Origin of the sequence: Thiococcus pfennigii (assembly GCF_016583835.1) — a bacterium.
GTDB lineage: Bacteria > Pseudomonadota > Gammaproteobacteria > Chromatiales > Chromatiaceae > Thiococcus > Thiococcus pfennigii.
In genome coordinates, this window is the sequence record NZ_NRRW01000001.1 from 65,223 (window position 1) to 91,743 (window position 26,521).

22 protein-coding genes are annotated in these 26,521 nt (G+C 69.3%); 12 read left to right on the top strand and 10 right to left on the bottom strand.

Annotation, left to right across the window (positions count from 1 at the left end; all coding sequences use genetic code 11):
* Nucleotides 1-44: 44 nt before the first annotated feature.
* Complete coding sequence (locus CKO41_RS00275) at nt 45-1,241, top strand: acetate/propionate family kinase (RefSeq protein WP_200380924.1); 1,197 nt, start codon at nt 45-47, stop codon at nt 1,239-1,241.
* Nucleotides 1,242-1,268: 27 nt separating this feature from the next.
* Here the strand turns inward: CKO41_RS00275 and CKO41_RS00280 are convergent, their stop codons facing one another.
* A complete protein-coding gene (locus CKO41_RS00280; RefSeq protein ID WP_200248834.1) occupies nt 1,269-2,036 on the bottom strand; it encodes a PilZ domain-containing protein in 768 nt (255 codons plus the stop codon).
* Nucleotides 2,037-2,339: 303 nt separating this feature from the next.
* Between CKO41_RS00280 and CKO41_RS00285 the strand changes: the two genes are divergently transcribed.
* The gene (locus CKO41_RS00285; protein WP_200380925.1) at nt 2,340-3,497 is read left to right on the top strand and encodes an aminotransferase class V-fold PLP-dependent enzyme; all 1,158 of its coding nucleotides are present in this window, start codon (nt 2,340-2,342) and stop codon (nt 3,495-3,497) included.
* Between the two features lie 219 nt (nt 3,498-3,716).
* Nucleotides 3,717-4,163: a cache domain-containing protein gene (locus tag CKO41_RS00290; protein ID WP_200248828.1), complete on the top strand. Its 447-nt coding sequence runs from the start codon at nt 3,717-3,719 to the stop codon at nt 4,161-4,163.
* 73 nt (nt 4,164-4,236) lie between these two features.
* Here CKO41_RS00290 and CKO41_RS00295 read toward each other — a convergent pair whose 3' ends face one another.
* A complete protein-coding gene (locus tag CKO41_RS00295) occupies nt 4,237-4,617 on the bottom strand; it encodes a hypothetical protein (RefSeq protein ID WP_200248816.1) in 381 nt (126 codons plus the stop codon).
* Nucleotides 4,618-4,699: 82 nt separating this feature from the next.
* On the opposite strand from CKO41_RS00295, the gene CKO41_RS00300 reads away from it, so the two are divergent.
* Complete coding sequence (locus CKO41_RS00300) at nt 4,700-5,902, top strand: glycosyltransferase (protein WP_200248813.1); 1,203 nt, start codon at nt 4,700-4,702, stop codon at nt 5,900-5,902.
* 376 nt (nt 5,903-6,278) lie between these two features.
* On the opposite strand, the gene CKO41_RS00305 is transcribed toward CKO41_RS00300, so the two are convergent.
* From CKO41_RS00305 to CKO41_RS00320, 4 genes are all read right to left on the bottom strand, one after another.
* Complete coding sequence (locus CKO41_RS00305; RefSeq protein ID WP_200248810.1) at nt 6,279-6,602, bottom strand: chaperone modulator CbpM; 324 nt, start codon at nt 6,600-6,602, stop codon at nt 6,279-6,281.
* Nucleotides 6,603-6,605: 3 nt separating this feature from the next.
* Nucleotides 6,606-7,547 (bottom strand): DnaJ C-terminal domain-containing protein, encoded by a 942-nt coding sequence (locus CKO41_RS00310; RefSeq protein WP_200248808.1) that lies wholly within the window; start codon nt 7,545-7,547, stop codon nt 6,606-6,608.
* 70 nt (nt 7,548-7,617) lie between these two features.
* Nucleotides 7,618-9,123, bottom strand: a complete 1,506-nt coding sequence (locus CKO41_RS00315) for a Ycf46 family AAA ATPase (protein WP_200248785.1) — start codon at nt 9,121-9,123, stop codon at nt 7,618-7,620.
* A 62-nt stretch (nt 9,124-9,185) separates the two neighbouring features.
* Nucleotides 9,186-10,067 (bottom strand): CPBP family intramembrane glutamic endopeptidase, encoded by an 882-nt coding sequence (locus tag CKO41_RS00320; RefSeq protein WP_200380926.1) that lies wholly within the window; start codon nt 10,065-10,067, stop codon nt 9,186-9,188.
* 357 nt (nt 10,068-10,424) lie between these two features.
* Between CKO41_RS00320 and CKO41_RS00325 the strand changes: the two genes are divergently transcribed.
* From CKO41_RS00325 to CKO41_RS00340, 4 genes are all read left to right on the top strand, one after another.
* Nucleotides 10,425-11,465, top strand: a complete 1,041-nt coding sequence (locus CKO41_RS00325; RefSeq protein ID WP_200380927.1) for a glycosyltransferase family 9 protein — start codon at nt 10,425-10,427, stop codon at nt 11,463-11,465.
* The gene (locus CKO41_RS00330) at nt 11,462-12,550 is read left to right on the top strand and encodes a glycosyltransferase (RefSeq protein WP_200380928.1); all 1,089 of its coding nucleotides are present in this window, start codon (nt 11,462-11,464) and stop codon (nt 12,548-12,550) included. The genes CKO41_RS00325 and CKO41_RS00330 overlap by 4 nt, the downstream gene beginning before the upstream one ends.
* A 13-nt stretch (nt 12,551-12,563) precedes the next feature.
* Nucleotides 12,564-13,826 (top strand): lipid IV(A) 3-deoxy-D-manno-octulosonic acid transferase, encoded by a 1,263-nt coding sequence (gene waaA, locus CKO41_RS00335; protein WP_200253378.1) that lies wholly within the window; start codon nt 12,564-12,566, stop codon nt 13,824-13,826.
* Between the two features lie 137 nt (nt 13,827-13,963).
* A complete protein-coding gene (locus CKO41_RS00340; RefSeq protein WP_200253380.1) occupies nt 13,964-14,818 on the top strand; it encodes a pentapeptide repeat-containing protein in 855 nt (284 codons plus the stop codon).
* Nucleotides 14,819-14,862: 44 nt separating this feature from the next.
* Here CKO41_RS00340 and sat read toward each other — a convergent pair whose 3' ends face one another.
* Nucleotides 14,863-16,050: a sulfate adenylyltransferase gene (sat, locus tag CKO41_RS00345; protein WP_200253382.1), complete on the bottom strand. Its 1,188-nt coding sequence runs from the start codon at nt 16,048-16,050 to the stop codon at nt 14,863-14,865.
* Nucleotides 16,051-16,296: 246 nt separating this feature from the next.
* Here sat and CKO41_RS00350 point away from each other — a divergent pair, with 246 nt between their 5' ends.
* Nucleotides 16,297-16,515, top strand: coding sequence for a hypothetical protein (locus tag CKO41_RS00350; RefSeq protein WP_200253384.1), 219 nt, complete (start codon nt 16,297-16,299; stop codon nt 16,513-16,515).
* Between the two features lie 150 nt (nt 16,516-16,665).
* Nucleotides 16,666-18,990: a DUF1631 domain-containing protein gene (locus tag CKO41_RS00355; protein ID WP_200380929.1), complete on the top strand. Its 2,325-nt coding sequence runs from the start codon at nt 16,666-16,668 to the stop codon at nt 18,988-18,990.
* Nucleotides 18,991-19,031: 41 nt separating this feature from the next.
* Here the strand turns inward: CKO41_RS00355 and CKO41_RS00360 are convergent, their stop codons facing one another.
* Nucleotides 19,032-19,709 carry a lytic transglycosylase domain-containing protein gene (locus CKO41_RS00360; RefSeq protein ID WP_200380930.1) on the bottom strand — a complete coding sequence of 226 codons (678 nt, stop codon included), beginning with the start codon at nt 19,707-19,709 and terminating at the stop codon, nt 19,032-19,034.
* An 860-nt stretch (nt 19,710-20,569) separates the two neighbouring features.
* Here CKO41_RS00360 and mepK point away from each other — a divergent pair.
* A complete protein-coding gene (gene mepK / locus CKO41_RS00365; protein ID WP_200253389.1) occupies nt 20,570-21,097 on the top strand; it encodes a peptidoglycan L,D-endopeptidase MepK in 528 nt (175 codons plus the stop codon).
* A 317-nt stretch (nt 21,098-21,414) separates the two neighbouring features.
* On the opposite strand, the gene CKO41_RS00370 is transcribed toward mepK, so the two are convergent.
* Nucleotides 21,415-23,259: an RNB domain-containing ribonuclease gene (locus CKO41_RS00370; RefSeq protein ID WP_200253391.1), complete on the bottom strand. Its 1,845-nt coding sequence runs from the start codon at nt 23,257-23,259 to the stop codon at nt 21,415-21,417.
* Between the two features lie 170 nt (nt 23,260-23,429).
* On the opposite strand from CKO41_RS00370, the gene ygfZ reads away from it, so the two are divergent.
* The gene (gene ygfZ / locus CKO41_RS00375) at nt 23,430-24,461 is read left to right on the top strand and encodes a CAF17-like 4Fe-4S cluster assembly/insertion protein YgfZ (RefSeq protein WP_200380931.1); all 1,032 of its coding nucleotides are present in this window, start codon (nt 23,430-23,432) and stop codon (nt 24,459-24,461) included.
* 532 nt (nt 24,462-24,993) lie between these two features.
* Here the strand turns inward: ygfZ and lysS are convergent.
* The gene (gene lysS, locus CKO41_RS00380) at nt 24,994-26,499 is read right to left on the bottom strand and encodes a lysine--tRNA ligase (RefSeq protein WP_200380932.1); all 1,506 of its coding nucleotides are present in this window, start codon (nt 26,497-26,499) and stop codon (nt 24,994-24,996) included.
* Nucleotides 26,500-26,521: the final 22 nt, after the last annotated feature.

Consider the following 26,521-nt stretch of genomic DNA (forward strand, 5'->3'; position numbering starts at 1 on the left):
GCGATCGTCCCCGGATGTTGTCATGCTTTCAATGGAGAACGACGATGAAGATCCTGGTCCTCAACTCAGGCAGCTCATCGATCAAATACCAGCTCTTCGACAGCGAGGATTGGCCGTCGCTGGCCTCGGGGGCCGTCAGCCGCATCGGCGAGCGAGTCGGCGATCTGTCCTGCCGATGGACCGACGCGGAGGGGGTCGACCACCGTCGCGATGACAACCTGGCCATCCCCGACCACCATGCCGCGATCGCCCACATCATCGAGGGCCTGCGCGAGAGCCGCACCCTGGCCGATCTCGATGAGCTCGGCGCCATCGGCCACCGAGTCGTGCACGGAGGCGAGGTCTTTCACAGCCCTACGATCGTCGATGAGGAGGTGCTCGGCGTCATCGAGGCGATGATCCCGCTCGCGCCGCTGCACAACCCGGCACACCTGGCCGGCATCGCCGTGGCCCGCGAACTCTGTCCCGACGTGCCCTCGGTGATCGTCTTCGATACCGCCTTCCACCTGACGATGCCGCGCACCGCCTACCGCTATGCGCTACCCGAGTATCTCTACAAGGAGCACAGGGTGCGCCGTTACGGCTTTCACGGGACCTCCCACCACTATGTCGCCAAGCGTGCCGCGGCGCTGCTCGACAGGCCGTTGCGCGACTGCAACCTGATCACGCTCCATCTGGGCAATGGGGCCAGCGCGACGGCGATCCGCAACGGACGCAGCGTCGATACCTCGATGGGTCTGACACCGCTCGAGGGCCTGGTGATGGGGACCCGCAGCGGCGACCTGGATCCGGCGATCCTCTTCTATCTGAGCAAGAACCTGGGTCTCGACAATGACACGCTCGACCAGTTGCTGAACCGCCAGAGCGGCCTCCTCGGCCTCGCCGGGGTCAACGATATGCGCGAGATCCACCGCCTGGCCGAGGCCGGGGACGACCGCGCCGAACTCGCGATCGGGGTCTTCTGTCACCGCCTGATCAAGTACATCGGTGCCTACTACGCCGTGCTCGGCCAGGTCGACGCCATCGTCTTCACCGGCGGGATCGGCGAGCACGATGCCCTGATCCGATCGCGTGCGTGCGGCCACCTGGAGAATCTCGGGATCCACCTCGACGCGGCGGCGAACGAGGCTGCGCTCGGCGAACAGGATATCAGTACGCCGGACAGTCCGGTCAAGGTCCTCGTGATCCCAACCAACGAGGAGCTCGAGATCGCCCAGCAGGTCTACGACACCGTGACCTGAGCGCCCACCGGCGCATCGCCACAAGTGTCAGACGAGGAGGTCTTCGGAGGCCATATCCTCGGCGTCGCCGGCAAAGCCGGAGGTCGCCCGGCTGGTCGCGAGTTGGTGCTCCAGCGACGCGGCCGCCGCCTTGAGCTCGTCGGCCGGGTGCTCGAAGCTCAGCTCCAGATTGAAGATCGCCCACTCCGAGGCCGCCTCCGACTGCACGGCCTCGATCCGAACCACGCGGGCGCGCAGCCGCAGCGCCGGGACATCGGCGATGCCGCCGAGCACCAGGCGAATGCTCTGACCCGGCTCGTAGGACTCGAAGACCGTCATCGAGAACCGGCCCTCGGCGATCTCGGCCAGCTTGTCGTAGATCTCCTGGGTATCGCTGAAGAAGATCTCGAGCACCGGGGCCATCGACAGATTCGGCTCGCTGCTTGCCGGAGCGCCTGCGCCGTGCAGCATCTGCAAGAGTTTCTCCAAGCGGTGTTGATCGGCGGTCGAGAGCCTCGAGAACCGCGCGGCGACGAGCGCGGTCTCATCATCGACGCTGTCCTTGCGCACCACCTCGGCGAGCGCCGAGAAATGGCGGCCATTGCTCCAGGGAAAGGTCACGGTCACCGACTTGAGATTGGCTACGGCCGCCTTCGATGCGAGGAACCGCACCCCGCCCCATGAGATGTCTTGATTCTGCACACGATGGAACGTCTCTGCACCCTCGGCCCGGATGGTCACCGGGATACTCATCGGCAGCCGCGTGTGCTTGCGCCTGTTACCGCGGTCTTTCCCGTTGCTGGTTTGCTTGATCATGGCGTCGGTCCCCTAGTCCCAGCCCGCCGACGGTACACTGAGTCCAGTGGCCGCCGGGCCATTCCATCGTTTGGAAACGATCCCGGGCGCCGGTCACGGCGCGTTCTTGGCTGAGCTCAAAGCAAACTCGGTGCCATCGCATCACCTGGCATCGGGCCGCTCACCGCGATGCCCCATCGGCGAGGGGCGCGCGCCGAGCGACCGAGTGCGGCACAATGGGACCCAAATCGTCAGCCCGGTCGGCACCTCGAGCCGGCCGCTCGGCAGCGCCGCATGCAACCCCTGGCAAGGCCCGATCGCACCATGACCGACGAATTCCCGCTCGACCCAGAGGTCCTGCATCTCAATCACGCCGGCGTCGCGCCGTGGCCGCGCCGCACGGTCGCGGCCGTGACACGCTTCGCCGAGGAGAACGCCCGGCTCGGGTCGCGACGCTATCCGGCCTGGCTCGCGACCGAGCGGCGCCTGCGCGAGCGCCTGGCCCGGCTGATCGGGGCGGCACCGCACGACATCGCGCTCGTGAAGAGCACCTCGGAGGCCCTTTCGATCATCGCCCATGGGCTGCGCTGGCAGCCGGGCGAGAATGTCGTCGGGATCCTCCAGGAGTTTCCGTCGAACCGTATCGTCTGGGAGTCGCTGGCCCCGCGCGGGGTGGGGCTGCGCCAGCTCGATCTCGCGCGCTCCGAGGCCCCGGAGGACGACCTCCTCGCCCTCTGCGATGCGCACACGCGGCTCGTCGCAGTCAGCTCGGTGCAGTATGCCCGCGGGCTGCGCCTCGACCTCGAGCGGCTCGGGGCCGGCTGCCGGTTGCGCGGCATCCACCTCTGCGTCGATGCGATCCAGAGCCTCGGCGCCCTGCCCTTCGACCTGGGCCGCTGCACCGCCGACTTCGTCGTCGCCGACGGCCACAAGTGGCTGCTCGGTCCCGAGGGTGTGGCCCTGCTCTATGTCGCGCCGGCGCTGCGCGAGGCGCTGGATCTCCACCAGTTCGGCTGGCACATGGTCGCCGAGCGCGGCGACTTCGAGCGCCCCGACTGGCGTGCGGCGCCCGATGCGACCCGCTTCGAGTGCGGCAGCCCCAACATGCTCGGCATCCATGCCCTCGAGGCGAGCCTGTCGCTGCTCGAAGAGATCGGCATCGAGCGAGTCGCCGACGCGATCGGCGAGCGCACCGCCCGTCTCATCGCGCTCGTCGACCGCCATGGCTTCGAGCTGCTCAGCCCGCGGGCCGCGGCGCGCCGCGCCGGCATCGTCACCTTCCGCGTGCCCGGGGCGGATCAGCCGGCCCTCTACGAGGCGCTGATGGGGCACGGCGTGCTGTGCGCGGCGCGCGGCGGCGGGGTGCGCTTCTCGCCGCACTTCTATACGCGCGAGGAGACGCTCGTGCGGGCGATGGAGCTCGCCGCGGCCCTGGCAGGCGGCCAGGTGCGGCGTCGCGCCCAGGACAACCCCGCCCGATAGACGGCACCGCTGGCAGGCGATCCGCCGCCCGCCCGGGTCGCCTGCGAGCTGGCCCCTACCCGTCCAGGCGACGCCTGACCGCCGATCGGCCTCGTCTGCATTCTTCCGCCGATCCGAACAGATTCGCCTTGCGAGCGGGCATGCGGATAATGGACGCGGGTTGCGACATGTAATACCGTCTGCACTCCCGACAACGAGATACAGACCGAGGAGACAGAGATGAAGCAGATCCTGGTAGGAGTTGCCGCCGCCGCCCTGATGGTCCCGGCCTTCGCCGCCGACATGGCCACCCCCGATGAGGCCAAGGCGATGAGCGAGAAGGCGCGGGCCGCGGTCAACGAGATGGGCAGCGAGCAGGCCTTCGCGACCTTCGCTGACCCGGACGGTGGTTTCCAGGAGAAGGACCTCTACGTCTTCTGCATGGATATGGATGGCGTCATGCTGTCGCACGCCGTCAAGCCCGAGCTCGTTGGCAAGAACCTGCTCGAATTCAACAAGTACGGCGACCTGCTGTTCCAGGACATGATCGCGCTGGCCAAGGCGTCCGGCGAGGGCTGGGTGGACTACAGCTGGCCCTATCCGGGCACCGACGAGATCAAGCCGAAGACCAGCTATATCGCGACCAACGACGAGGGCTTCTTCTGCGGCGTGGGCGCCTACAAGTAGCCTGACCGCAGTCGCCCGATCGGCGATCTTCGCCGCGACACAGGGACGTGTCGCCCCACCGGCTCGGGCCGCTTCAGCGCACCAGTTGATCGAACTGCATCGAGGCGCGCACCAGGGCCGTCGCGGCACTGAAGAGATCGCGCCGCGGATCCTCGCGACACTCGGCCTCGATGCGCTGCATCGCGACGCTGAGTGCCATGCCGTTCAGGACGTCCCGCCCGCTTGCCAGGTTGATCCCCGAGACGAAGCCGGCCACCCATTCCTGAAAGCGCCCGTAATCGACGATCTCGGCCTCGTTGCCCCGCTCGAGGCCGTCCGACGCCTGGACCACCCGCGCGCACGACTGCCCCCCGTAGCCCCATAGGACCGGCGCCGGTTCGGCCCGCGCAGCGCCGACCGCGAACAGCAGGAACACGCCGAACAGGAAAGGCATCCGTCGCAGCAGAAGCGTCATTTTTATGTAACCATTCGCTCACGCAACGGACGCCTGCCGTCCGTTACCATTTCATGATTTGCCAGAGGCCGGGAGCCGCGCGATGCGTGTGCTGATGATCTCCGACGTCTATTTCCCCCGCGTCAACGGGGTCTCGACGTCGATCCAAACCTTCGCCCACGAACTCGTCGCCAAAGGGCACGAGTTGACCCTGATCGCCCCCGACTACGGGCGTAGCGCCGCCGCCGAGCCGTTCGAGATCATCCGCATCCCGTCGCGCTACCTGCCGATCGACCCGGAGGACCGCATCCTGCGCACCCGCGCACTACGCCACTACCATCGAGCGCTGCTCGCCCGCGGCTACGACCTGGTCCATATCCAGACCCCCTTCATCGCCCACTACGCGGGTCTCGGACTGGCGCGCCGACTTGGGGTGCCGGCCGTGGCGAGCTATCATACCTTCTTCGAACAGTACTTCGACAAGTACGTGACCTTCCTGCCGTCGGCCTGGCTGCGGTTCATCACCCGGCGATTCTCGACCTCTCAGTGCAACGACGTCGACGGACTGGTCGTGCCGTCCCGGGCGATGCTCGAGGTGCTGCGCGGCTACGGGGTCACGATCCCGGCCCAGGTGATCCCAACCGGTATCCAGCTCGAACGGTTCCGCCGCGGCGACGGGGCCGCCTTCCGCACGCGCCACGGGATCGCCCCCGAGCGCCCGGTCCTGGTCCATGTCGGGCGCATCGCGCACGAGAAGAACGTCGAGTTCCTGCTGCGGATGCTGGTCGCGGTCAAGGCCGAGATGCCCGACGTGCTGCTCGTGATCGCCGGTGGCGGGCCGGCGCGCCGCTCGCTCGAGGCGCTCGCCGCCCAACTCGGGATCGCCGAGCAGGTCCGCTTCGTCGGCTACCTCGATCGCGGCGGACCCCTCGAGGACTGCTACAGCGCCGGCGACGTCTTCGTCTTCGCCTCTCGCACCGAGACCCAGGGCCTGGTCGTCCTCGAGGCCTTGGCGCTCGGCCTGCCGGTCGTCTCGACCGCCGTCATGGGCACCCGCGAGGTCCTCGTCGACGGCCGCGGTAGCCTGATCGCCGAGGAGGACGAGGCCGACTTCGCCGCAAAGGCCGTCCGGCTGCTGCGCGACCCCGGCTTGCGCGCCGAGCTCGCGCAGGCCGGAACCGCCTATGCCGCCGAATGGTCGGCCCCGGTCCTCGCCGAGCGGATGCTGGCCTTCTACCGCAAGGTCATGGAGCGACGCCGCGACGCGCAATTGGTGCCGATCACGGCCGACGAACCGAAGGCCTGAACCCCTCGGTGCCGTCGGTCGGACGACAGCGGGCGCCAGCCTCTCTTTCTCGAAGACCCCTACCGAGGCGCCTAAACCGATCCGGTTTCCAGTTCACCCGGCGGTGGAGAGTGCTGAAGGTGCGGCTTCAGCCGCAACACAATCCGCCACCGCCGTGGCCGTCACGCGACTGAAGGCGCCCCTACACCGGACCGGCCGGGAGCCGCGTCGGGTCGAGCGTGCCCGCCCGGCCTCTCGGAGACGGCAGGGGGCGCGCGCGCCGCCACCCGACATCGGCGGCCGAGTCCCACCGCCTAGGAACGGTGCCGAAACAACCGACGCAAGCACGGGGGAGACCAGTTCCAATCAGACGTGTCGGTTGTTCTTGAGTCGTTGCTCAGCGATCGACATCGCGCTCGAGCAGGCGTAACCGGGCGCGCAGCGCCTCGATCTCATCCAGCAGTTCCACCGCCAGCGCGGCGCCGGCCAGGTTCAGCTCCAGGTCGCGCAGCAGACGCAGCGCCCGCCGGGCACGGCCAATCTCGCGACCGCTGAAGCACCACTCCTCGCGCCGGCGACCGACCGGGCGCAGCACCCCCTCCGCGACCAGTCGTTCGATGGCCTCGGCATCCGCCCCGCACAACTGTCCCAACTCGGTGAAGGTCACGGTCAGCCCCTCGTCGAGCAGGACGCCCTCGATCTCGATGACTGTCTGGCGCATGGGTCACACTCCCAACTTGGCCCGCGGCCTGAACGGGAAGGTCTCGGCCATGCGACGATAGAGGGCCTTCTCCTCCTCCGTGTGCGCCGGTGGCGTCTGGATCTCCAGTTCGACCAGCTCGTCTCCGGGCGGCGAGCCAGGCAGACCACGTCCCTTCAGCCGCAGCCGTCGCCCGCTCTGCGAGCCCGCCGGCACCTTGAGATTGACGGCCCCGCCGAGCGTGGGGACCGGGATCGTCGCGCCGAGCGCCGCCTCCCAGGGGGCGATCGGCACCTGGATGCGGATGTCCCGGCCCTCGACATGGAAATGCGGGTGCGGCGCGAGGTCGATCTCCAGATAGAGATCCCCGGCCGCGCCGCCACCGTGACCGGGCAGCCCCTGGCCGGCCAGGCGGATCTGCTGGCCCTGGGTCACGCCGGCCGGGATGCGCACGTTCAGCATCCGGCTCTGCGAGTGGACCCGCCCGTCGGGACCAATGACCGGCTCTTCGAGGCGCAGCTGGCGGGTCGTGCCCGCATAGGCCTCCTCGAGGTTGATGCGCAGGCGCGCATTCTGGTCCTCGCCACGCCGCTGACGGGCACTCGGCCCACCCCGCGCGCTGCCGCGGGCGCCGCGCCCGAAGAGGCTCGAGAAGAAGTCGCTGAACTGAGCCATGTCCTCGGGGCGGAAGTGGAACTCTTGGTGCTCGAAGCCCCCACCGGGTGGCGGCCGGAACTCCTGCCCGGCCTGCCAGCCGCTGCCGAGTCCATCGTAGGCGGCCCGCTTCTCGGGGTCCTTCAACACCTCGTTGGCCTCGTTGACCTCCTTGAAACGGGCCTCGGCGTCCGGTTCCTTGCTCACATCCGGATGGTACTTGCGGGCGAGTCGCCGGTAGGCGCGCTTGATATCGTCCGCCGAGGCGTCGCGGGAGACGCCGAGGATCTTGTAGTAGTCCTTGTATTCCATTGCCTGTAAACCTGTAGTCAAGGTCGAGAGGACCCGCGCATCCACAATCTGGGGATGGTAGCGGTCATCGTCAAACGACCGCCTCGTCGCCATCCCCCGGGCCGCCATGGGCCGCGACCGTGCGCCCCCGCGCCCAGGCGCGCAAGGCGGCGATCTGCACGTCCATGACGACCGACAGCGGCTGGGTCCGACCGAGTTCCTCGAGGATCGCCTCGGTCGTTGGTTCGCTACCGACGGACCGGGCCGCATAGCGGGCCGAGACCACGGCCTGCTCGATGCCGGCACCTGTAAAGCCGTCGCTGCGCGCCGCCAGGCGTTCGAGGTCGAACCGCCCCGGATCGAGGCCGCGGCGGCGCAGGTGGATCGCGAAGATCTCTCGGCGCACAGCGGCATCGGGCAGGTCGACGAAGAAGATCTCGTCGAGGCGCCCCTTGCGCACGAGTTCCGCAGGTAGGCGCTGGATCGCATTCGAGGTCGCGACGATGAAGGCGGCGCTGCGCGGCTCGGCCATCCAAGTCAGCAGCGTGCCGAGGACCCGCTGGGCGAGGCCATCGTGATCGCCGCCGGTGGCCAGGCCCTTCTCGATCTCGTCCATCCACAGGACGCAGGGGGCCATCAGGTCGGCCGTGCGTAGCGCCCGGCGCAGGTTCTTCTCGGTCTCGCCATAGTATTTGTCGTAGAGGGCGCCGAAATCCAGGCGCAGCAGCGGGATGCCGAGCTGACCGGCTACCGCCTTGGCAGCCAGGCTCTTGCCGCCGCCCTGGACGCCGAGCAGCATGATCCCGCGCGGGCGGTCGGCCGGGTCGCCGCCGCCGAGCAGTCCGGGGCGGCGGCGTGCGATCCACTCCTTGAGGTTCTCGAGCCCTGCGACGTCGGCGAAGCTCGCGGTGTCGTAGTCGAAGCCGATGACGCCCTCGGGGCTCAGCAACTCGTACTTGGCGCGCGTGACCTCGCGCACGTCCTCGTGCGTGATCGCCCCGTCCTTGCGGATCGCGTTGCGGATCAGGCGCCGGGCATCGGACTCGCTGACGCCGAGCAGGTTGCGGGTCAACTGGGCCACGGCGTCACGGTCGGCGCGGAAGCTGCGCCCGGCGCTCGCCTGCTGCCAGGCCTGGGCCTCCTCGCGGATCAGCGCCAGGAGCCGGTTGCGTTCTGGCAGGCGCAGCTCGAAGCGGGCGCTCAGGTGGCGCACCTCGACCGGGGCGATCAAGGCATGACTGACGAGGACCAGGGTGCGCGGCAGCGTCTCGTAGCCCTGGGCGATCTCCTTGATCAGGCGGACATTGACCGGGTCGTCGAGGAAGGGGTGGAAGTCGAGCAGCAGATAGACTCCGCGCTGCGGCGTCGCCTTGATGTGGCGCAGCACCGCGGTTGGGGTCGCGAGATCGCGCTGCGGCGACCCCTCGTACTCCAGGCGCCTCAGGCCGTCAGTCACGGTCCAGCCGAACGCCGGCTCGCCGAGGCGCAGGGCCAGGCGCGTGAAGAGCTCGACGATGCGCGGCTCCTCCAGCGACTCGATCAGCAGGAGCGGGGTCGTCGAGCGCAGCAGGAGCTCGAGGTCGTGCAGGTCGGTCATCGCCGGGCCGCCGTCGATCGGGGATCCGTCATCGCGTCCATCACCAAGGTGGCGTGCCCCCTTCAGTCCGCCCGCGCACCGCGCGGCAGTGCCGACGCGCGCCAGAATACCGCGGCCAGAAGGCCGATCCAGGCCGCGGCGAGCCAGCCGATTACGCCGTCGTAGTCGCCGACGAGGAACGCGAGCCGGGCCCCGGCCTCGTCGTCGGTGAGGCGGCGCGTGACCTGGATGACGAAGACCCAGCCCGCATGCAGCCCGATGCACCAGCCGATGTGACCGCTGCGCTCGCGCACCAACGCGAGGAAGACCCCGACCAGAAAGAGGGCCGCGAGCGTATCCAGATGCGACCACTGCAGGACACCCCCGAAGACCTGCAAGAACATCTGCGCCGCCCCGGCCCAGTCGAAGGCCACCCCGTCGGGCAGCCCGGAGGGCTTCATCACGTGCAGCAGGGCGTAGAGCGCCGCCGACCAGGCGACGGCCGACGCCAGGCCGTTGCGCCGCCGGATGCCGGCGTAGAGGGCGCCGCGGAAGAAGGTCTCCTCCAGGACCGCGATCAACAGACCGGCGATCAGGGCCTGCAGGGCCTTGGTCGCGAGCCAGGCGGCGCCGCGCTCGGGGCTCGGGTCGAGGACCCGCACGCCGAGGGTGAGCAGGGCCGCGACCAGCACGAGCAGGATCGCGACCCCGGCGACCCAGCCGAGCGCGAGGCTGCGCGCGATGCGCGCGCGCGCGACGCCCCAGCCGAGGGACTGGGCCGTCGCGAGGCCCCGCCAGCGCAGGAAGGGCCAGAGGCCGATCAGGATGAAGAGCTGCGCCAGGCGCCCCATGACGCGCTGCGGCGAGTAGTCGAACCAACCGGTCTGCATCAGCGGCACCGTCGCCACGGCGGCGCCGATCAGGCAGACGAACAGGAACAGGAAGAACAGCCCGGTCTCTCGCATCCTCAACCCCTCGGCGGCACCGCAGCCGTGCCCCCGGCGGCACGGCCAACGTCGGCTTTCTCGTCGACCGGCTATGGTAGCATTCTGGATCGGCCTGGCCGGCGGGGCCTCGCGTCGCCCCCGATCGGTTCACAACACGCTCGGCGACGATTCAATGACAACCAGTACGTCTTCTCGTGACTACGAAACACGCGAACGACGCGAAAACCCTGAATAGACGGAGGATCATTGGCCGTTTAGCAACTTTCGTGTATTTCGTAGTTTCTTGACGTCCGCGAATTTCGTATCGCTCATTTTTGAACCGCTCCCAATCGGCATTCACTCCCACCCCTCAACGCCCGCCGTCGACCCCATCCGGTGAAGATCCTCCTCGTTCGCCTCTCCGCCATCGGCGACGTGCTGTTCGCGACGCCGCTGATCGACGCCCTGCGGCGGGCCCATCCGGACGCCGAGATCCACTGGCTGGTCCAGCCCGAGTGCGCCCCGCTGATCGAATGCCACCCGGGCCTCGACGGCGTCCTCGTCTGGCCGCGGCGCGACTGGCTGGCCCTGTGGCGGGCAAGGCGCTTCACCGCGCTGGCGCGCGAGGTCGTCGCGTTCCGGCGGCGGCTACGGGGGCACCGGTTCGATCTCGTCCTCGACCTCCAGGGGCTCATGAAGAGCGGGCTCCTCGCCTGGCTGAGCGGGGCGCCGCAGCGCATCGGCCTGGGCTCGCGCGAGGGCAGCCGCTGGCTGATGACCCGCACGATCCCGCGCGGCGGGGACGAGCGCCAGATCGGCTCCGAATACCGCCACCTGGCCGAGGCCCTGGGCCTGCCGAGCGAGGACTTCGCGATGACCCTGCACCTGGCCCCGGCCGACGCGGCCTTCGCCGAGGCCCGGATCCGCGAGCATGCCCTCGAGGCGGGTTACGCGGTCCTCTGCCCCTTCACGACCCGGCCGCAAAAGCACTGGTTCGAGCCGCGCTGGGCCGAACTCGCCGACCGCCTGGCGGGCGACCTCGGCCTGCCGGCGGTCCTGCTCGGCGGGCCGGGCGATCGCGCCGCGGCCGAGCGCATCCGCGCCGCAGCGCGCTCCAAGCTGGTCAGCCTGGTCGGCGAGACGAGCCTGCGCGAGGCGGCCGCCGTGACCGCCCGGGCGCGGCTACTCATCGGCGTCGACACGGGCCTCGGCCACATGGGCATCGCGTTGCGCCGCCCCAGCCTGCTCCTGTTCGGCTCGACGCGGCCCTACCTCGACACGGGCCGACCCGACGCCCGGGTCCTCTACCACCCCCTCGCCTGCTCGCCGTGCCGGCGCGACCCGACCTGCGAGGGCCGCTTCACCTGCATGCGCCTGATCGAGGTCGAGGCGTGCCTGGCGGCCGCGCACGACCTGCTGGGACGGGACGCCGGATGAAGGTCCTGCACGTCGAGGCCGGGCGCCACCTCTACGGCGGGGCCCAGCAGGTCCTCTACCTGCTCGAGGGGCTCGCCGCGGCCGGGGTGACCAATATCCTCGCCTGTCCGCGCGGCAGCGACCTCGCGCAGGCGGCGAGCGCGAGCGCCGAGGTCCATGGCCTGGCGATGGGCGGCGACCTCGACCTGGGGTTGATCCCGCGGCTCTCACGCCTGATCGCGCGCTGCCGGCCCGATCTCGTGCACCTGCACAGCCGCGCCGGGGCCGATGTGCTCGGGGCGCTGGCGGCCCGCCGGCACGGCCGGCCGATCGTCCTCTCGCGGCGCGTCGACAATCCCGAGCCGCGTTGGCTGGTCGCGTTGAAATACCGGCTCCACGACCGCGTCGTCGCGATCTCCGAGGGCATCGGCCACGTCCTGCTCGCCGAGGGCCTGCCGCCCGAGAAGCTGCGCGTCGTGCGCAGCGCCGTGGCCAGCGACCCCTTCGCCGGACCCTGCGAGCGCGCCCGGGTCGCCGCGGCCCTCGACCTGCCGGCCGACGCCCTGTGGCTCGGCGTCGTCGCTCAACTGATCCCGCGCAAGGGCCACAGGGACCTGATCGCCGCGCTGCCGGCCCTCGTCGCCGAGTTCCCGCGGCTGCACTGCGCCTTCTTCGGCCAGGGCCCCCTGGCCGAAGAGCTTCACCGGGCGGTCGCCGACGCCGGCCTCGCCGGACGGGTCCATCTGGTGGGTTTTCGCCCCGACCTCGCCGCCTGCCTGCCGTGCCTCGACATCCTCGTCCACCCGGCGACGATGGAGGGGCTCGGCGTCGCCCTGCTCCAGGCCGCGAGCGCCGCCGTGCCGGTCGTCGCGACCCGGGTCGGCGGGATCCCCGAGGCCGTCGTCGACGGCGTCACCGGTCTGCTCGTGCCGCCCGGCGACAGCGCCGCGCTCGGTGCGGCCTGCCGACGGCTGCTTGGCGACGAGGCGCTGCGCCTTCGGATGGGCGCGGCCGGTCAGGCGCGGATGCGCGCCGAGTTCTCGCCTGCGGCGATGGTCGCCGGGAACCTGGCCGTCTACCGCGAACTCCTCGCCACCAGACACTGAACGGAGCAGCCGGATGGAACGCCTCTACAACCTCCTCCTCTGGCTCCTGACGCCAGCCGCGCTGCTGCGGCTGCTGTGGCGCAGTCGGCGCCTGCCGGCCTACCGCCAGCGTTGGCGCGAGCGCCTTGCCCGGTATGATCGCCCGCCGCCGCAGGCCGAGGTCTGGCTGCACGCGGTCTCGGTCGGCGAGGTCCAGGCCGCCCAGCCGCTGATCCGCCACCTGTGCGCCGGCGACCCGCCGCGGCGTCTGCTCGTGACGACGACGACCCCGACCGGCGCAGAACGCCTGGCCGGGCTCTCCCCCGAGCCGATCCCGCACCTCTACACACCGTTCGATCTGAAACCCGTCATCGCGCGCTTCCTCGACCGGGTGCGCCCGCGCCTGGTCGTGATCATGGAGACCGAGGTCTGGCCCAATCTGCTCCGCGCCTGCGAGGCGCGCGGGATCCCGGTCATCCTCGCCAACGCCCGCCTCTCCGAGCGCTCGGCGCGCGGCTATGCCCGGCTCGGGCGGTTCGCCGGCGAGACCTTCGCCCGCTTCCACTGCATCGCCGCCCAGGCCGAGGCCGACGCGGCACGCTTCCGCGCCCTCGGGGCGCCGCCCGATCGGGTCTGCGTGACCGGTAGCGTCAAGTTCGACCTGCGCCTGCCGGCGAGCCTGATCGAGCGCGCCGAGGTCATGCGCCGCCACTGGGGGAGCGAACGACCGGTCTGGGTCGCGGCCAGCACCCATGCCGGCGAGGAAGAGCAGGTCCTCGCCGCCCACGCGCAGGTGCGCCGCCAGTGGCCGGCAGCGCTACTGGTCCTGGTGCCGCGCCACCCGGAGCGCTTCGAGCGGGTCGCGGCCCTCGTCGCGCGGCGCGGCCTCACGCTGGTGCGGCGCAGCGCCGAGTTGCCCTGCACCCCGGAGACGGCCGTCTTCCTCGGCGACTCGATGGGCGAACTGCCGGCCTTCCTCGCCGCGGCCGACGCCGCCTTCATCGGCGGCAGCCTGGTGGCGGTCGGCGGCCACAATCCGGTCGAGGCCGCCGCCCTCGGCATCCCGGTCGTCATCGGCCCGCACGTCTTCAACTTCGCCTCGATCACCGAGAACCTCCTCGCCGAGGAGGCCGCGGTCCAGGTCGCCGATGCCCGGGCACTCGGGCGTCAGATCGCCATCTGGCTCGGCGATGCCACCGAACGCGCCCGCATCGGCGAGAATGGCCAAAGGGTCGTCGCGTCCAACCGCGGGGCAACGCAGCGCCTGATCGCCCTCGTCGATGAGCGGCTGGGATGAGGGGCTGGACGGGGTGGGATGCGTTCGCGGGCTTGGGACCTCGACCGCTCGGTCCGCACCCTTGGTAAGCTTGACGCCGGACGATCCCGGGTTCACGGCGATGGCGCGGCCATCGTCTCTTCGATACGAGGTGCGAGATGATCGAGATTAGACACAAGGTCAGCGGCGCCGTGCTCGCACAGGTCTCGGGCGAGACCCTCGCGGGGGCGGACCTGCGCGAGATGAGCCTCAACGGCGCGGACCTGCGCGGCGTCGATCTGAGCGGCGCCAACCTGGAGCTCAGCGACCTGGTCGAGGCCGACCTGAGCGCGGCGCGGCTGGTCGGCGCCCTGCTCGTCGGGGTTCGCCTGAGCGGCGCCGACCTGAGCGGCGCCGACCTCGCTCGGGCGCGCCTCGGAGCCGAGCGCCACGGCCGAGCCGCAATCCTCACCGGCGCGCGCCTTACCCGGGCCAACCTGCAAGGTGCCGACCTGCGCCACGTCGAGGCCCGCGGCGCCCACCTGGAGGGCGTCGATCTCAGCCACGCCGACCTGCGCGGCACCGACTTCAGCGGCGCCAACCTCTGCCACGTCGTCGCCAACAATGCCCTCTTCATCAAGGCCGACCTGCGCGAGGCCAACCTCTGCGGCGCCGACCTGCGCGACTGCCACCTCAACGACGCCAATCTGGCGATGGCCTCGCTGCACGACGCCGATCTCTCGAGCCGGCAGCCCGACGGCTTCACCGTGATCAACCTGGCGAACTTCGACGGCGCCGACCTGCGCGGCGCGAACCTGCGTCACGTCCTCGCCCAGGACGTCAACATGCGCAATGCCAACCTGACCGACGTCAACTTCACGAACGCCGTCATGGGCGGCGCGATCCTGCGCCGCGCCGACGTGACGAACGCCGACTTCGCCGGGGTCGAACTCGCGAGCGTGACGATGGAGTTCGCCAACTTCTCGCGGGCGCGCAACGCCAAGATCCCCGGCTACAAGAAGAACCTTCGCTGAGGCCAGCGCGGCGCGGCGGCCGCGCCGCCACGGGGGTCTTCGGTTCAGGCCGGCGAGCGGTAGTAGTCCATCAGGATCTGCGCGACCTCGGGCCGGGAGAACTCCGGCGGCGGGGCGATCCCGTCGCTCAGCATCTCGCGGACCCTGGTACCGGAGAGGAGGACGAAGTCGTCCTTCGTGTGGTCCGGGGCCTCGCGCATCATGACGACCCGGTTGAGCTTCTTCGAGTAGGCCGTATGGTCGGCCTTGAAGATCTCGATTTCGAGCGCCCCCTGAGGCACCTCGGTATCGAAGATCTCCTGGGCGTCGAAGGCGCCGTAGTAGTCGCCGACGCCGGCATGGTCCCGGCCGATGATGAAGTGGGTCGCCCCCATGTTCTGACGGAAGTAGGCGTGCAGGACCGCCTCGCGGGGACCGGCGTAGAGCATGTCGAAACCGTAGCCGGTGACCATGGCGCTGTTCGGCGCGAAGTAGAGCTCGACCATCTTGCGGATCGCCGCATCGCGCACCGGGGCCGGGATATCGCCCGGCTTGAGCTTGCCCAACAGCATGTGGATCACGAGGCCATCGCAGCCGAGTCGCTCCATCGCCATGTGACAGAGTTCCTCGTGGGCGAGGTGCATCGGGTTGCGGGTCTGGAAGGCGACGACGCGCCGCCAGCCCCGCTCGATGATCTCGTTGCGGATCTCCACGGCGGTGCGGAAGGTGTCGGGAAAATCCTGCTGGAAGTACGAGAAATGGAGGACCTCGATCGGCCCCGAGACGAGGAAACGCCCCTGGGACTGGAAGGTCGCGACGCCCGGGTGGGCCGGGTCATCGGTGCGATAGACCTGGTGCGTCATCTGGGCCATCTGGCTGTCGTCGACCCGCTCGATGCGCTCGACGTCCATGACGGCGAGGACCGGATGACCCTCGAGGTTGGGGTCGCGCAGCGCGATCCGCGAGGCCCCGCGAATGGCCTCGACGTCGTCGAGCAGACAGAGGACCGGCACCGGAAAGAAGCGACCGTCGGTCGTCGTCATCGACTCGGCGACGCTCAGGGCGTCGGCCAGCCCCATGAAACCCGGCAGGGGCGAGAAATAGCCCCCGGCCAGCATCACGGCGTTGCCGGCCGCCTGCGAGCTGATCAGGACCGACGGCAGGCCCTCGGCCTCACTGGAAAGGGCGTGGTGGCGTGCGGAATCATATACGAAACGTGGCTTAAGGACGTCAGAACCGACTGGCTTGATCATGGGCCTCCTCATCGATGCGACGACGGACGTCGGGGTATGGCCCGCTCCGCCTTTATCCGATTCTCAAATAGGGTGCGGCCCTCGGCCGCCGGGCGAACCTTACCACGCGAAGCGGCTCCCCGCGTCCGGGACTCTGTTTATGGCCCCAGAAAATTCCGCTACACTCGCTTCGGTACTCGCGCGCCGCAGGGGCAGCGGCGGCGTCCGCGTCGCGATCCGCGACCAGGCATATCGGGAGATGGCTAGATGCCTTACTATATCTACAGGATCGAGCCGCCGCTGATCCTAACCCATCTGGACACGAAAGGCAGCTATCAGGAGGCGCGCGGGCGTGTGCGCGACCTGAGGGCAACCCGGGGTGCCGATGACACGACCCTGTACCGGATGATCTTCGCCCACCACGAGGCCGAGGCCGAACGACTGCTGTCGATCCCGCGCGACGAGCGCGTCATCGGCGAAGACTAGGGGCCCGGCGCGCGACGACATGGAGTCGATGCCCGAGACGGCAGCACCAACGGCGAATTCAATGACCCCGGAACCGCTTCCGTCCGCCGGCATCGGGTCGCGAGCGTCCCCGCCGACCATGACAGCCGACACTCGATCGCGATAGCCGACATGTCAGAGCCACGAAAACAGCGGCAGATCAGGGCGACTCGCCACGATACGGTGCTCGATGCCTGTCGCGACACGGCGCTCGTCATCATCGATGCCCAGTTCATCGAGATGTTCGATCACTGCGACGCCGTGCTGCTCGACTTCGCCGAACGGGCCGAGAACAATGCCCTGCAGGGCCGATTCTTCGAGGCCATGAACCTGCTGCAGCGGCGCCGCGCCGACATCGAACACACCTTCCGTGTCGAGATCAACCGCGGCTTCGAACGCTTTGCCCGCTACGGCCGGCTCACCGACGAGGACGGCGGATTCTCCGCCGATGGCATCGAGCTGGCCCTCATCGAGCCAGAGGACATGGAGGAGTCGGTCGCCTGCGAGAACCTCACGATGCGGGCCAACGCGAGCTTCTTTCCGGACCTCTACGCCCTGGCGCAGCGCCTTGCGGTCGTCAACGGCGGGCTCAAGCTCAAGGACTCGGAGATCCCCGCCGGCCCCCACCACCTGGTCCGCTCGTTCCGCCGCTCGCTCGAGAGCCTCGATGTCGAGGTCAAGATCAAGGTCATCCTCTATGCCCTGTTCGACCGCTTCGTCATCCGCCAGTTGACCAAGGTCTACGACGAGCTGAACCGGCACCTGAAGGAGGCCGGGATCCTGCCGAATCTCAAGCCCGTTCCGCTGCGCACCGACGGGGGCTCGGCCCAGCGGCCCCGGCCAACGGCCGCCGGGGACGACAAGCCGACCCCGAAGGACGCAAGCGGTGCCAAGGCGAAGACCGCGACGGCCGCCCACCGGACGGCCTCGCCCGACGGGGGGCACGACGACCAGCCATCGCTGGCCAATGAACTGTTCGGCTCGATCCTCGACCTCATGGCCAAGCGCCGCCCGGACGGCGAGGCCCGCGCGGCGCTGGATCTCGATGCGCCGTCGAACCCGCAGTTGCTCAGCGCGATCAGCCGCATCCAATCCCTGTCGCGCGCCGATCTGGGCAGCGCTGCCGGCGGAACGGAGGCCTTCGCCCCCGATGTCGAGGTCGATGCGGCCTTCCTCGATCGGGTCAAGGTGACGCTCGCCGACGAGCGCCGACAGATCCGCGAACAGGTCGACGAAACCGACCTGTCGGCCGTCGACAGCGACCTGATCGACCTGATCGGCATGCTCTTCGAGTACATGCTCAACGACCCGATCCTGCCCAATTCGGCCAAGGCGCTGCTCAGCCACCTACATACCCCTTATCTCAAGGTGGCCCTGATCGACCGACGCATGCTCGTCGACAACCGTCACCCGGCCCGCCACCTGCTCGATCAGATGATCGAGGCCGGCAGCCTCTGGGTCGAGGAAGGCAACCCCAACCGTGGCATCTTCCCGGCGATGCGCCGGACGGTCGACCGCGTGCTGATGGAGTTCGACGACGACATTGCCCTCTTCGACGAATTGCTGGCCGATTTCGAGGCGGCGGTGCAGGAGCAGCGGCGCCGCATCGAGACCATGGAGCAGCGCAGCCAGGACACGCTTCGCGGCCGAGAGCGCCTCCAGGTGGCCCGTCAGAAGACCATGCGCACGGTCCAGGAACTGATCGGGCGACGCCCGCTGCCGGACGCCGTCCTCGCCTTCCTGAGCGGGGCCTGGACCGATCACCTGGTCTTCACGTCGCTGCGTGAACCCGAACAGGGCGAGGGCTGGCAGCGGGCCATCGCGATGGCCGAGAAGCTCGTCGACCTCTTCGACCCACGGCGCGAGGCGGCGTCGGCCGAGGCGATCGGCGCGGTGCGCGATGCCATCCGCGCGCAGACCCAGACGATGGACGACGTCCACCGCGACACCATCGAAGGCCTGCTCGCGCTGCTCGATCAACCGCCGGCGCAGTGGCCACGCCCGACGCCGGGCACCCCGCCGACCCCGGATGAGGCGGCGTCGCCCGAAGCAGCGCACGACGCCGGTCTGCCACCGAGCGAGGCACTGGCGATGGACGACGAGGACGAGAACGACGACGTCTCGGATGAGGAGAAAGCACTGCTGGAGGAGCTGCGTCAGCTGCGCTTCGGGACCTGGTTGGAGCTCACCCCGAGCGACGGCGGACGGCCACGCCACATCAAGCTATCCTGGATGAGCCCCCTGACCTCGACCTGCATGTTCGTCGATCGCTCGGGGATGCAGGCCGAGGTCAAGGGCCTGCGCGAGTTGGCCCAGGAGATCCTCGCCGGGCGGGCCCGGATCGTCCCGCCTCCGAAGCACCCGTTCATCGACCGCGCCCTGATGTCGATTCGCAAGGTCCTCGGCGGGGGCGACAAAGGAGACGCAGCGTTGCCCCAAACCGACCGAGCCCCCTGAACCCCTGGACTCGCGACACACCGACGTGCGCCGAATCCCGCTCAGCGGGCGGCAAGTTGGGTCACGGCGGCACGCTCGGCCCAGTAGAACTGGAGTACCTTGCGCACGTAGGTCTGGGTCTCGGGATAGGGCGGGATCTTGCGGCCGTGGCGGATCACGGCATTCTCCCCGGCATTGTAGCCGGCCAGCGCGAGCGACAGATCCTCGTCGAAGAGGTCGAGGAGATCCCGCAGATAGGCGGCACCGCCGCGCACGTTCTCGACCGGGTTCCAGATATCGCGGACCTCGTAGCGCTCGGCCGTCGCCGGGATCAGTTGCATCAGACCGATCGCACCGGCCGACGAAACGGCGCTCGGATCGTAGGCCGACTCGGCCCGGATCACGGCGTGCAGCAACTCGGGCGACAACCGATAGCGCAACGCCATCGATCGCACCACGCCATCGTAGCCGGCGCGCCGCTCGGCCAGCGACCCGCTGGCCTTCGGCGTTCCCGACGCGGTGACGCGGCTATAGGCGAGGAGCCGCCGCTGCGCATCGCGGTTCTCCTCGGCCAGCCCCTTCGCCGACCGCCGCCATTCGAGGCTCAGGTCCTTGCGGCCGAGCGGCTTGTCGGTGAAGATCACATTGCCCTGGGCGTCCGTGTACTTGTACACGTCGCTCAGTGCAGGGACGGCGATCCAACACAGCAAGGCTATCACGCAGACTCTCGCGCACACCATCTTCCCCTCCCCAGGCCCTCCGCGAGGGCAAGCGAGCCGACGCCCGAAGGCGCCGAAGAGACCGGTCCCCCTTCCTACCGGCACCCGGAACAGCGAACCCGACTTGGCCGCCCCGCCCCGCAAGGGCATGCCGAATCGCCGGAAGGCGCCCCGCCACCGCTAGCCGGCTAGCCCCAAACGGGAAACGCCTTAGCGCTCGGCGTCGCCCGCGCCCCCCGGCACGACGGATGGCTCGACGCCGCAACGCCCAGTCGCAACGAGCGGCGCCCAGGGCGGTGCAACGATTACCATCGTGGCCCGGATCATAAGCAATTCGACAACCCTGTTCCAGACCTGGCAACGGCACGCCACACGTGGACCGCGGACCGCGCTGGTCGACGCGTGCTACAGGCCTCCCCTAATGGCACACCATCATTGCTCGTCACGGTGCGGCAATAAACGCAAGTCGCTGACTGAAATAGACAAGGCCAGGAATACTGTGACCAAATCGACCTTTTCGACGATGGTCCCCCGCGTCTTGGCGAGGACCCGGTGGCAACAAACCGGCGCCGCCTCGATTGGCCTCGATGGCAGACATTTGGCGGCCCCTCAATCGTTGCGAACCGGTATCGGACGGCACGCGCGATCAATTCCGAGCATTGCGCCAATCGAGGCCACGCGGGGCCTGGCAAGGCCGCTCACGACAGTCGGCGCCATCTGCAAAAGAGCAAAAATGCCCAATCACAACAATTAGGTGCAATCGCGCAACAGAATGTGGCGTGACAGGACATTAACCCATTTTCACCAAGAAAAATTTGCTTAATGGCACTCGCTCCTTATAATCCGGCGCGTCGACATAAAATAATCGCGGAGGGGTACCCTTGAACCGACGAATCTTCCTTGGTATTGCGCTCGCTGCAACCGCAGCACCCGCCTTTGCCACCAAGACCGACGCCAAGCCACGCTTCCTCTCCTTCCACCACCAACACACCGACGAGCGGCTCACCGTCTGCTATCGGATCGGCGACAACTATCAGCGCAGCGAATTAGGGAAGATCAACCACCTGTTCAGGGATTTCCGCACCGGCGATATCGTCCCGATCGACCCCAAACTACTCGATATCCTCTACGATGTCCGCCGATCGATCGGCAACGAGGATGCCATCTACGAGGTCTTGAGCGCCTACCGCTCCCCGCAGACCAACGCGATGCTGCGCAGCCGCTCCAGCCGCGTCGCCAAGAAGAGCCTGCACCTGACCGGGCAAGCGGTCGATGTGCGCCTCGCGAACACCCGCAGCCGACGGGTCCGGGACATCGCGGTCGCACTGGGCCGTGGTGGCGTCGGCTATTATCCGAGGTCCGATTTCGTCCACCTGGATACTGGGACCGTGCGCCGCTGGGTCGCCTGACCGCGGCCGGAGCGTCTCGCGCGGCGGATCGCCGGCCGCGCCGATCATCGGCCGCGTCGGATGGGCGGGGCCCATCGCCAGCTCCCGAACGCGCGCCACCTCTGCCCGGACCGCAACGGCCAACTGCATCGGCTGCGACGTAGCGGCCTTGGCCGGGCCAGTGCGCCCGCGCCGCGTTCTTCGGGAAAGGACAGATTGCGCGCACCATAACGCGACAGGCGGCGCCACAGCGCTGGGGGTACGCCGCGCGCTCGCCCGGCACGCGCGCCGGCGGTTCTCGAACCGCTCCGCAGGGTGGGCAGGGCCGTGCCCTGCGTTCACTTGGTGGCGAAGATCGCGCCGAGTTCCGGCAGGTCGACCTCGCGCAGCGCGAGCCGCACGCGCGCATTCAAGGCCGCCTCGTGACGCACGCGGACTCGCGTCTCCAGCGCCAACTCCGGGATCAGGACCGTGCACTTGTGCTCGTCGATCTCGACGACGACCCCCTCGCCGCGCCAGTCGCGCTGGGCCTGCAGATGGACGAGCTTCCAGTGCTGGTTCGACAGGCGTTCGGCGCGACGCACCAGGGCGCTGGCCGTATCCGCCTCCGCGACCCGCAGCATCACCTCGTCGGCGCCGAGCGGTGCCTCGCCGCGCAGCCAGGCGCGCAGCTGCTGGTGCACGATGAGGTCGGAATAGCGACGCAGCGGACTGGTCGCGCGCGTATACAGGGGCAGCCCGAGGCCGGCATGGGGCTCGGGCTCGCGGACCAGCCGCGTCGGCTTGAACTTGCGCCGGTAGGCGTACATCCCGGCCAGGTCGAGCGGCGCCTCCGAGCCGTTCGGGGCATTCGGGGCCGGTTGGCAGGCATAGGGGATCGGGATCCCCTGCTCCCGGCAGAAGGTCGCGGTCGCCTCGCCGGCCATCAGCATCGCGTCGGTCACGAGCGCCCGACTGCGCAGGCGCGCCAGCGGACGGATCAGGACGCGACCGTCGCGCACCCGCACGCTGACCTCCGGCAGGTCGATGCTGGCCGCCTGACGGGCCTCGCGACGGGCACGAAACGGGGCGAGAAAGGCATTCATCGCGGCGAACGGCGACGCCTCGATGCGGCCCTCGACCGCCTCGTAGGTCAGGCGTTCGACCCGGATCCAGGTGCGCTCGACCCGCAGATCGATCGGCTCCCCGCTCGGCCCGCAGCGAAAGCCGAATGAGAGCGCCGGCGAGACCGCCTGGAGCCCGAGGCCGAGGCGTGTCGTCACCTCGCCCGGCAGCATGTTGACGATGCCCTCCGGGAGATAGAGGTTGGCGCCGCGGGCGCGCGCCTCGCGCTCCAGCTCGCCCGCGGGCGAGACCAGCGCGGCGACGTCGGCGACATGGACCCAGAGCCGCTCGCCCTCGGGCCCTTGTTCGAGGCTCAGGGCGTCGTCCGGATCCTCGTTGCCCTCGTCGTCGATCGCGTACGCGCTCAGGTGCGTCAGGTCGAGGCGCGCCTCCTCCGGCAGCGCCGGCACCACCAGCGTCGGATCCTCGATCACGGCCCCGACGCGCCGCGGATAGGGGTTGTAATCGCCCGGCCAATAGCCGCAATCGACGAGCGCCCGGTGGGCATTCTGCGGCGTCTCCTGGTGGCCGAGCGCCTGGAGGATGCGGCTACGCTCGCCCTGACCAAGGGCCAGTCGCTCGACCTCCAGCAGGCGCTCGCGATCCTCGGGGGCCGGCCGGGCCAGGCGCACGCGCTCGAGGAAGCCGCGCCAATCGGCCTCGGCCGCCGCCTTCGCCTCGCGCTCGGCACGGTCGCGCTCGACGGCCTCGCGCGTGCGCACCTGGATCGCGGCCGGGCTGCCGGTGAAGTGCACGCCGGCCGCGACATGCTGCCAGACCGCCCAGCAGCCCGCCGGCGTATAGCAATCGAAGACCAGCTCCGTGAGCTCCTTCAGATCCGTCTCGCCGCCCTCGAGCAGCGACCAGGCCTCCTCGATCTCGCCGCGACAAGGCGTCAGTTCCGCCAGGCTGCGCAGCGGCCCCGGATGCAGCAGCTCGATGTCCTTCGGCCGGACGCGCTTCTTCTGTCCACCCTCGAGCTCGATCTCGATCTTCTCGCCGATCGCGACCACCCGCGCCGGATAAAGCTTGTAGAGGACCAGGCTGTCGGACTGGGGGATCGATTGCTGATGCGGCAACGGCTTTCTCTCTTTCGGATTCGGGCCTTCGGCCCGCGGCGGATTCGGGGCACGCGGGCGACGCGCGAGGCGCCTCCGGGCTTCCTGTATGATAGCGGGCCAGACCTTGAACACCGCCGGGCGCCGTCGCCCGACGCCGCCCGCGACACAGAGAGCGAGACGCCACGACCATGAACAGCGAATGGAAAGCCTTCCTGGAATCCCTATCGGCCCGCATCGACGACGAGGGCCGGGTCACCTTTCCCGAGGCCCCGGCCGACGCCGACTGCACGCTGGTGGACCTGTCGCACCTGGGGCTCATCGCCGTCGATGGCCCCGACGCCCGCGAGTTCCTCCAGGGCCAGCTGACCAACGACGTGCGCGAGCTGTCGGATCGGCACACCCAACTCAGCGGGTACTGTAGCCCCAAAGGGCGGATGTTGGCCAATTTTCGGCTGCTGCGCCTGGGCGAGACCATCTACTTGCAATTGCCACGCAGCCAGGTCGAGGCGACGCTGAAGCGCCTGCAGATGTTCGTGCTGCGTTCGCGCGCGCGGCTGCGCGACGCGAGCGACGAGCTGGTCGCGATCGGCGTCGCCGGCGACGGGGCGCTGGCACGGGTCGCCGGTGCCTGCGGCGTCCTGCCCGAACTCGACAACGGTCTCGCGCGGGCCGGCGATCTGGCGCTCGTGCGGATCCCCGGGAACCCAGCACGCTTCCAGATCCTCGGCCCAGTCGACGCGGTCAAGGCACTCTGGTCGCGCCTCGCCGAGGGGGCCGCGCTGGCCGGCCCGGATCGCTGGCGGCTGCTCGACATCCGCGCCGGCCTGCCGAGCATCTACCCGGAGACGCGCGAGACCCTGGTGCCGCAGATGGCCAATATGCACCTGATCGACGGCGTCAGCTTCACGAAGGGCTGCTACACGGGTCAGGAGGTCGTCGCCCGGATGCAGCACCTCGGCAAGCTCAAGCGGCGGATGTATCGGGCCGAGGTGGAGACGGCGACACCGCCGCGCCCCGGCGAAGAGCTCTTCTCGCCGGACAGCCACTCGGGGCAGGGCACGGGGCTCGTCGTCGACGCCCAGGAGAGCGCCCCGGGGCGCTACGAACTCCTCGCGGTCGTCGAGGTCGAGTCGGCCGAGCAGGACCACGTCCAGCTCGGGCGCGACGGCCCGCACCTGACCCTGCATGCCCCGCCCTACGGCTTCCCGGCCGGCCGCTGAGCGGGGCGCGCCCCGGGGCCGGCCTAGTACAGCAGTACGGATGTTCCGAGACCGTCTCAGATCGTTGTCGTTGTCGGCTTGCGAATCTCGACAACGACAACGAACAGCCTCGGGATTTCTGAAGTGCTGCACTAGCCCGAACGGCCCGCACAGCGGACCCTACAGGGCTCATGCGACCTACGGGCTCGCGCAGAGACACAGAGGCGCAACGTGAAGAGAAGGCATTGGTCGATGTCACCAGTACGCTCCGCTTCTCCTTCTCTGCGCCTTGGCGTCTCTGCGCGAGATCTCTTTTTCGGGTGCGAGGCCGTCGGGTCAGGCGCGCCGGCGCGGCCTTCGATGGGAAAGCAGCGGTCGCGCGCGCCATAACCCGACAACGGCCCCGCTGACGCCGCCTGCGCTGGTAGGCGCCCGCTTGCGGGCGGTCGGGGCACGGATGCCTCGGTGGCCGCCGCGTTGCCGGCCGTCGGGTTACGCCCCGAGGGGCTAACCCGACCTCTCGGCCCTGAGCGGGGGGCGCCCCGGGGCCGGCCTAGTCGCGGCCCTCGGGGCGCATGTGCGGGAAGAGGAGCACGTCGCGGATCGACGGCGAATCGGTGAAGAGCATCACGAGCCGGTCGACGCCGATCCCCTCGCCCGCGGTCGGTGGCATCCCGTGCTCGAGGGCGCGGATGTAGTCGGCATCGTAGTGCATCGCCTCGAGGTCGCCAGCGGCCTTCTCGGCGGCCTGGCGGCGGAACCGCTCGGCCTGGTCCTCGGCATCGTTGAGCTCGGAGAAGCCGTTGGCGATCTCGCGCCCGGCGATGAAGAGCTCGAAGCGGTCGGTGACGAAGGGGTCGGCATCGTTGCGCCGCGCGAGCGGCGAGACCTCGGTCGGGTACTCGGTGATGAAGGTCGGATCCTGCAACTGGGGCTCGACCGTCTTCTCGAAGATCTCCAGGAGGACCTTGCCAAGCCCCCAGCCGTCCTCCAGCGCGATCTGGCGGCGCGCGGCCGCGGCCCGGGCGCGTGCCGGGTCGGCGAGGTCGGCCGGCGTCAGGTCTGGGTTGAAATGGCCGATCGCCTCGCGCACCGTCATCCGCCGGAAGGGCTGGCCGAGATCGTAGACGGCGCCCTGGTAGGCGACCCGCGCCTCGCCGCGCAGGGTCTCGGCGAGGCCGCGCAGCAGTTCCTCGGTCAGGTCCATCAGGTCGTGATAGTCGGCGTAGGCCTCGTAGAACTCGAGCATCGTGAACTCGGGGTTGTGACGCGTCGAGAGCCCCTCGTTGCGGAAGCTGCGGTTGATCTCGTAGACCTTCTCGAAGCCGCCGACGACCAGCCGCTTCAGATAGAGCTCGGGGGCGATGCGCAGGTAGAGCGGCATGTCGAGCGCGTTGTGGTGGGTCGCGAACGGCCGCGCGACCGCCCCGCCGGGGATGACGTGCATCATCGGCGTCTCGACCTCCAGGTAGCCGCGCCCGTTCAGGAAGTCGCGCAGGTACTGGATGATGCGGGTGCGGGTGCTGAAGGTCTCGCGCGTCTCGGCGTTGGCGATCAGATCCAGATAGCGCTGGCGGTAGCGGCTCTCCAGGTCGGTCAGGCCGTGGAACTTCTCCGGCAGCGGCCGCAGGGCCTTGGTCAGCAGTCGCAGCGACTCGCAGCGCACCGACAGTTCCCCGGTCTTCGTACGAAACAGCGTGCCCTCGGCCGCGACGATGTCGCCGAGGTCTAGGTCGCGCTTGTAGGCCTCGTAGGCCTCGCTGCCCAGCTGGTCGCGCTGGATGAAGAGCTGGATGCGCCCGGACATGTCCTGCAGGTGCGAGAAGCTCGCCTTGCCCATGACCCGGCGGCTCATCAGGCGCCCGGCCACCCGCACCCGGGGGGCGTCGGCCTCCAGCGCCTCGGCCTCGACCTCGCCGAAGCGCGCATGTAGATCGCCGGCCAGCGCATCGCGGCGGAAGTCGTTCGGGAAGGCGTTGCCGCGGGCGCGCAGCTGCTCGAGCTTCTCGCGCCGCTGCGCGATGAGCTTGTTCTCGTCGTGCTGATCTTGATCGGTCATCGTCCGTTCAATCTTTGCCTGT

Coding starts and splice junctions, on each gene's coding strand:
- CKO41_RS00275 (WP_200380924.1), top strand. CDS start 45: ATGAAGATCCTGGTCCTCAACTCAGGCAGCTCATCGATCAAATACCAG.
- CKO41_RS00280 (WP_200248834.1), bottom strand. CDS start 2,036: ATGATCAAGCAAACCAGCAACGGGAAAGACCGCGGTAACAGGCGCAAG.
- CKO41_RS00285 (WP_200380925.1), top strand. CDS start 2,340: ATGACCGACGAATTCCCGCTCGACCCAGAGGTCCTGCATCTCAATCAC.
- CKO41_RS00290 (WP_200248828.1), top strand. CDS start 3,717: ATGAAGCAGATCCTGGTAGGAGTTGCCGCCGCCGCCCTGATGGTCCCG.
- CKO41_RS00295 (WP_200248816.1), bottom strand. CDS start 4,617: ATGACGCTTCTGCTGCGACGGATGCCTTTCCTGTTCGGCGTGTTCCTG.
- CKO41_RS00300 (WP_200248813.1), top strand. CDS start 4,700: ATGCGTGTGCTGATGATCTCCGACGTCTATTTCCCCCGCGTCAACGGG.
- CKO41_RS00305 (WP_200248810.1), bottom strand. CDS start 6,602: ATGCGCCAGACAGTCATCGAGATCGAGGGCGTCCTGCTCGACGAGGGG.
- CKO41_RS00310 (WP_200248808.1), bottom strand. CDS start 7,547: ATGGAATACAAGGACTACTACAAGATCCTCGGCGTCTCCCGCGACGCC.
- CKO41_RS00315 (WP_200248785.1), bottom strand. CDS start 9,123: ATGACCGACCTGCACGACCTCGAGCTCCTGCTGCGCTCGACGACCCCG.
- CKO41_RS00320 (WP_200380926.1), bottom strand. CDS start 10,067: ATGCGAGAGACCGGGCTGTTCTTCCTGTTCCTGTTCGTCTGCCTGATC.
- CKO41_RS00330 (WP_200380928.1), top strand. CDS start 11,462: ATGAAGGTCCTGCACGTCGAGGCCGGGCGCCACCTCTACGGCGGGGCC.
- waaA (WP_200253378.1), top strand. CDS start 12,564: ATGGAACGCCTCTACAACCTCCTCCTCTGGCTCCTGACGCCAGCCGCG.
- CKO41_RS00340 (WP_200253380.1), top strand. CDS start 13,964: ATGATCGAGATTAGACACAAGGTCAGCGGCGCCGTGCTCGCACAGGTC.
- sat (WP_200253382.1), bottom strand. CDS start 16,050: ATGATCAAGCCAGTCGGTTCTGACGTCCTTAAGCCACGTTTCGTATAT.
- CKO41_RS00350 (WP_200253384.1), top strand. CDS start 16,297: ATGCCTTACTATATCTACAGGATCGAGCCGCCGCTGATCCTAACCCAT.
- CKO41_RS00355 (WP_200380929.1), top strand. CDS start 16,666: ATGTCAGAGCCACGAAAACAGCGGCAGATCAGGGCGACTCGCCACGAT.
- CKO41_RS00360 (WP_200380930.1), bottom strand. CDS start 19,709: ATGGTGTGCGCGAGAGTCTGCGTGATAGCCTTGCTGTGTTGGATCGCC.
- ygfZ (WP_200380931.1), top strand. CDS start 23,430: ATGAACAGCGAATGGAAAGCCTTCCTGGAATCCCTATCGGCCCGCATC.
- lysS (WP_200380932.1), bottom strand. CDS start 26,499: ATGACCGATCAAGATCAGCACGACGAGAACAAGCTCATCGCGCAGCGG.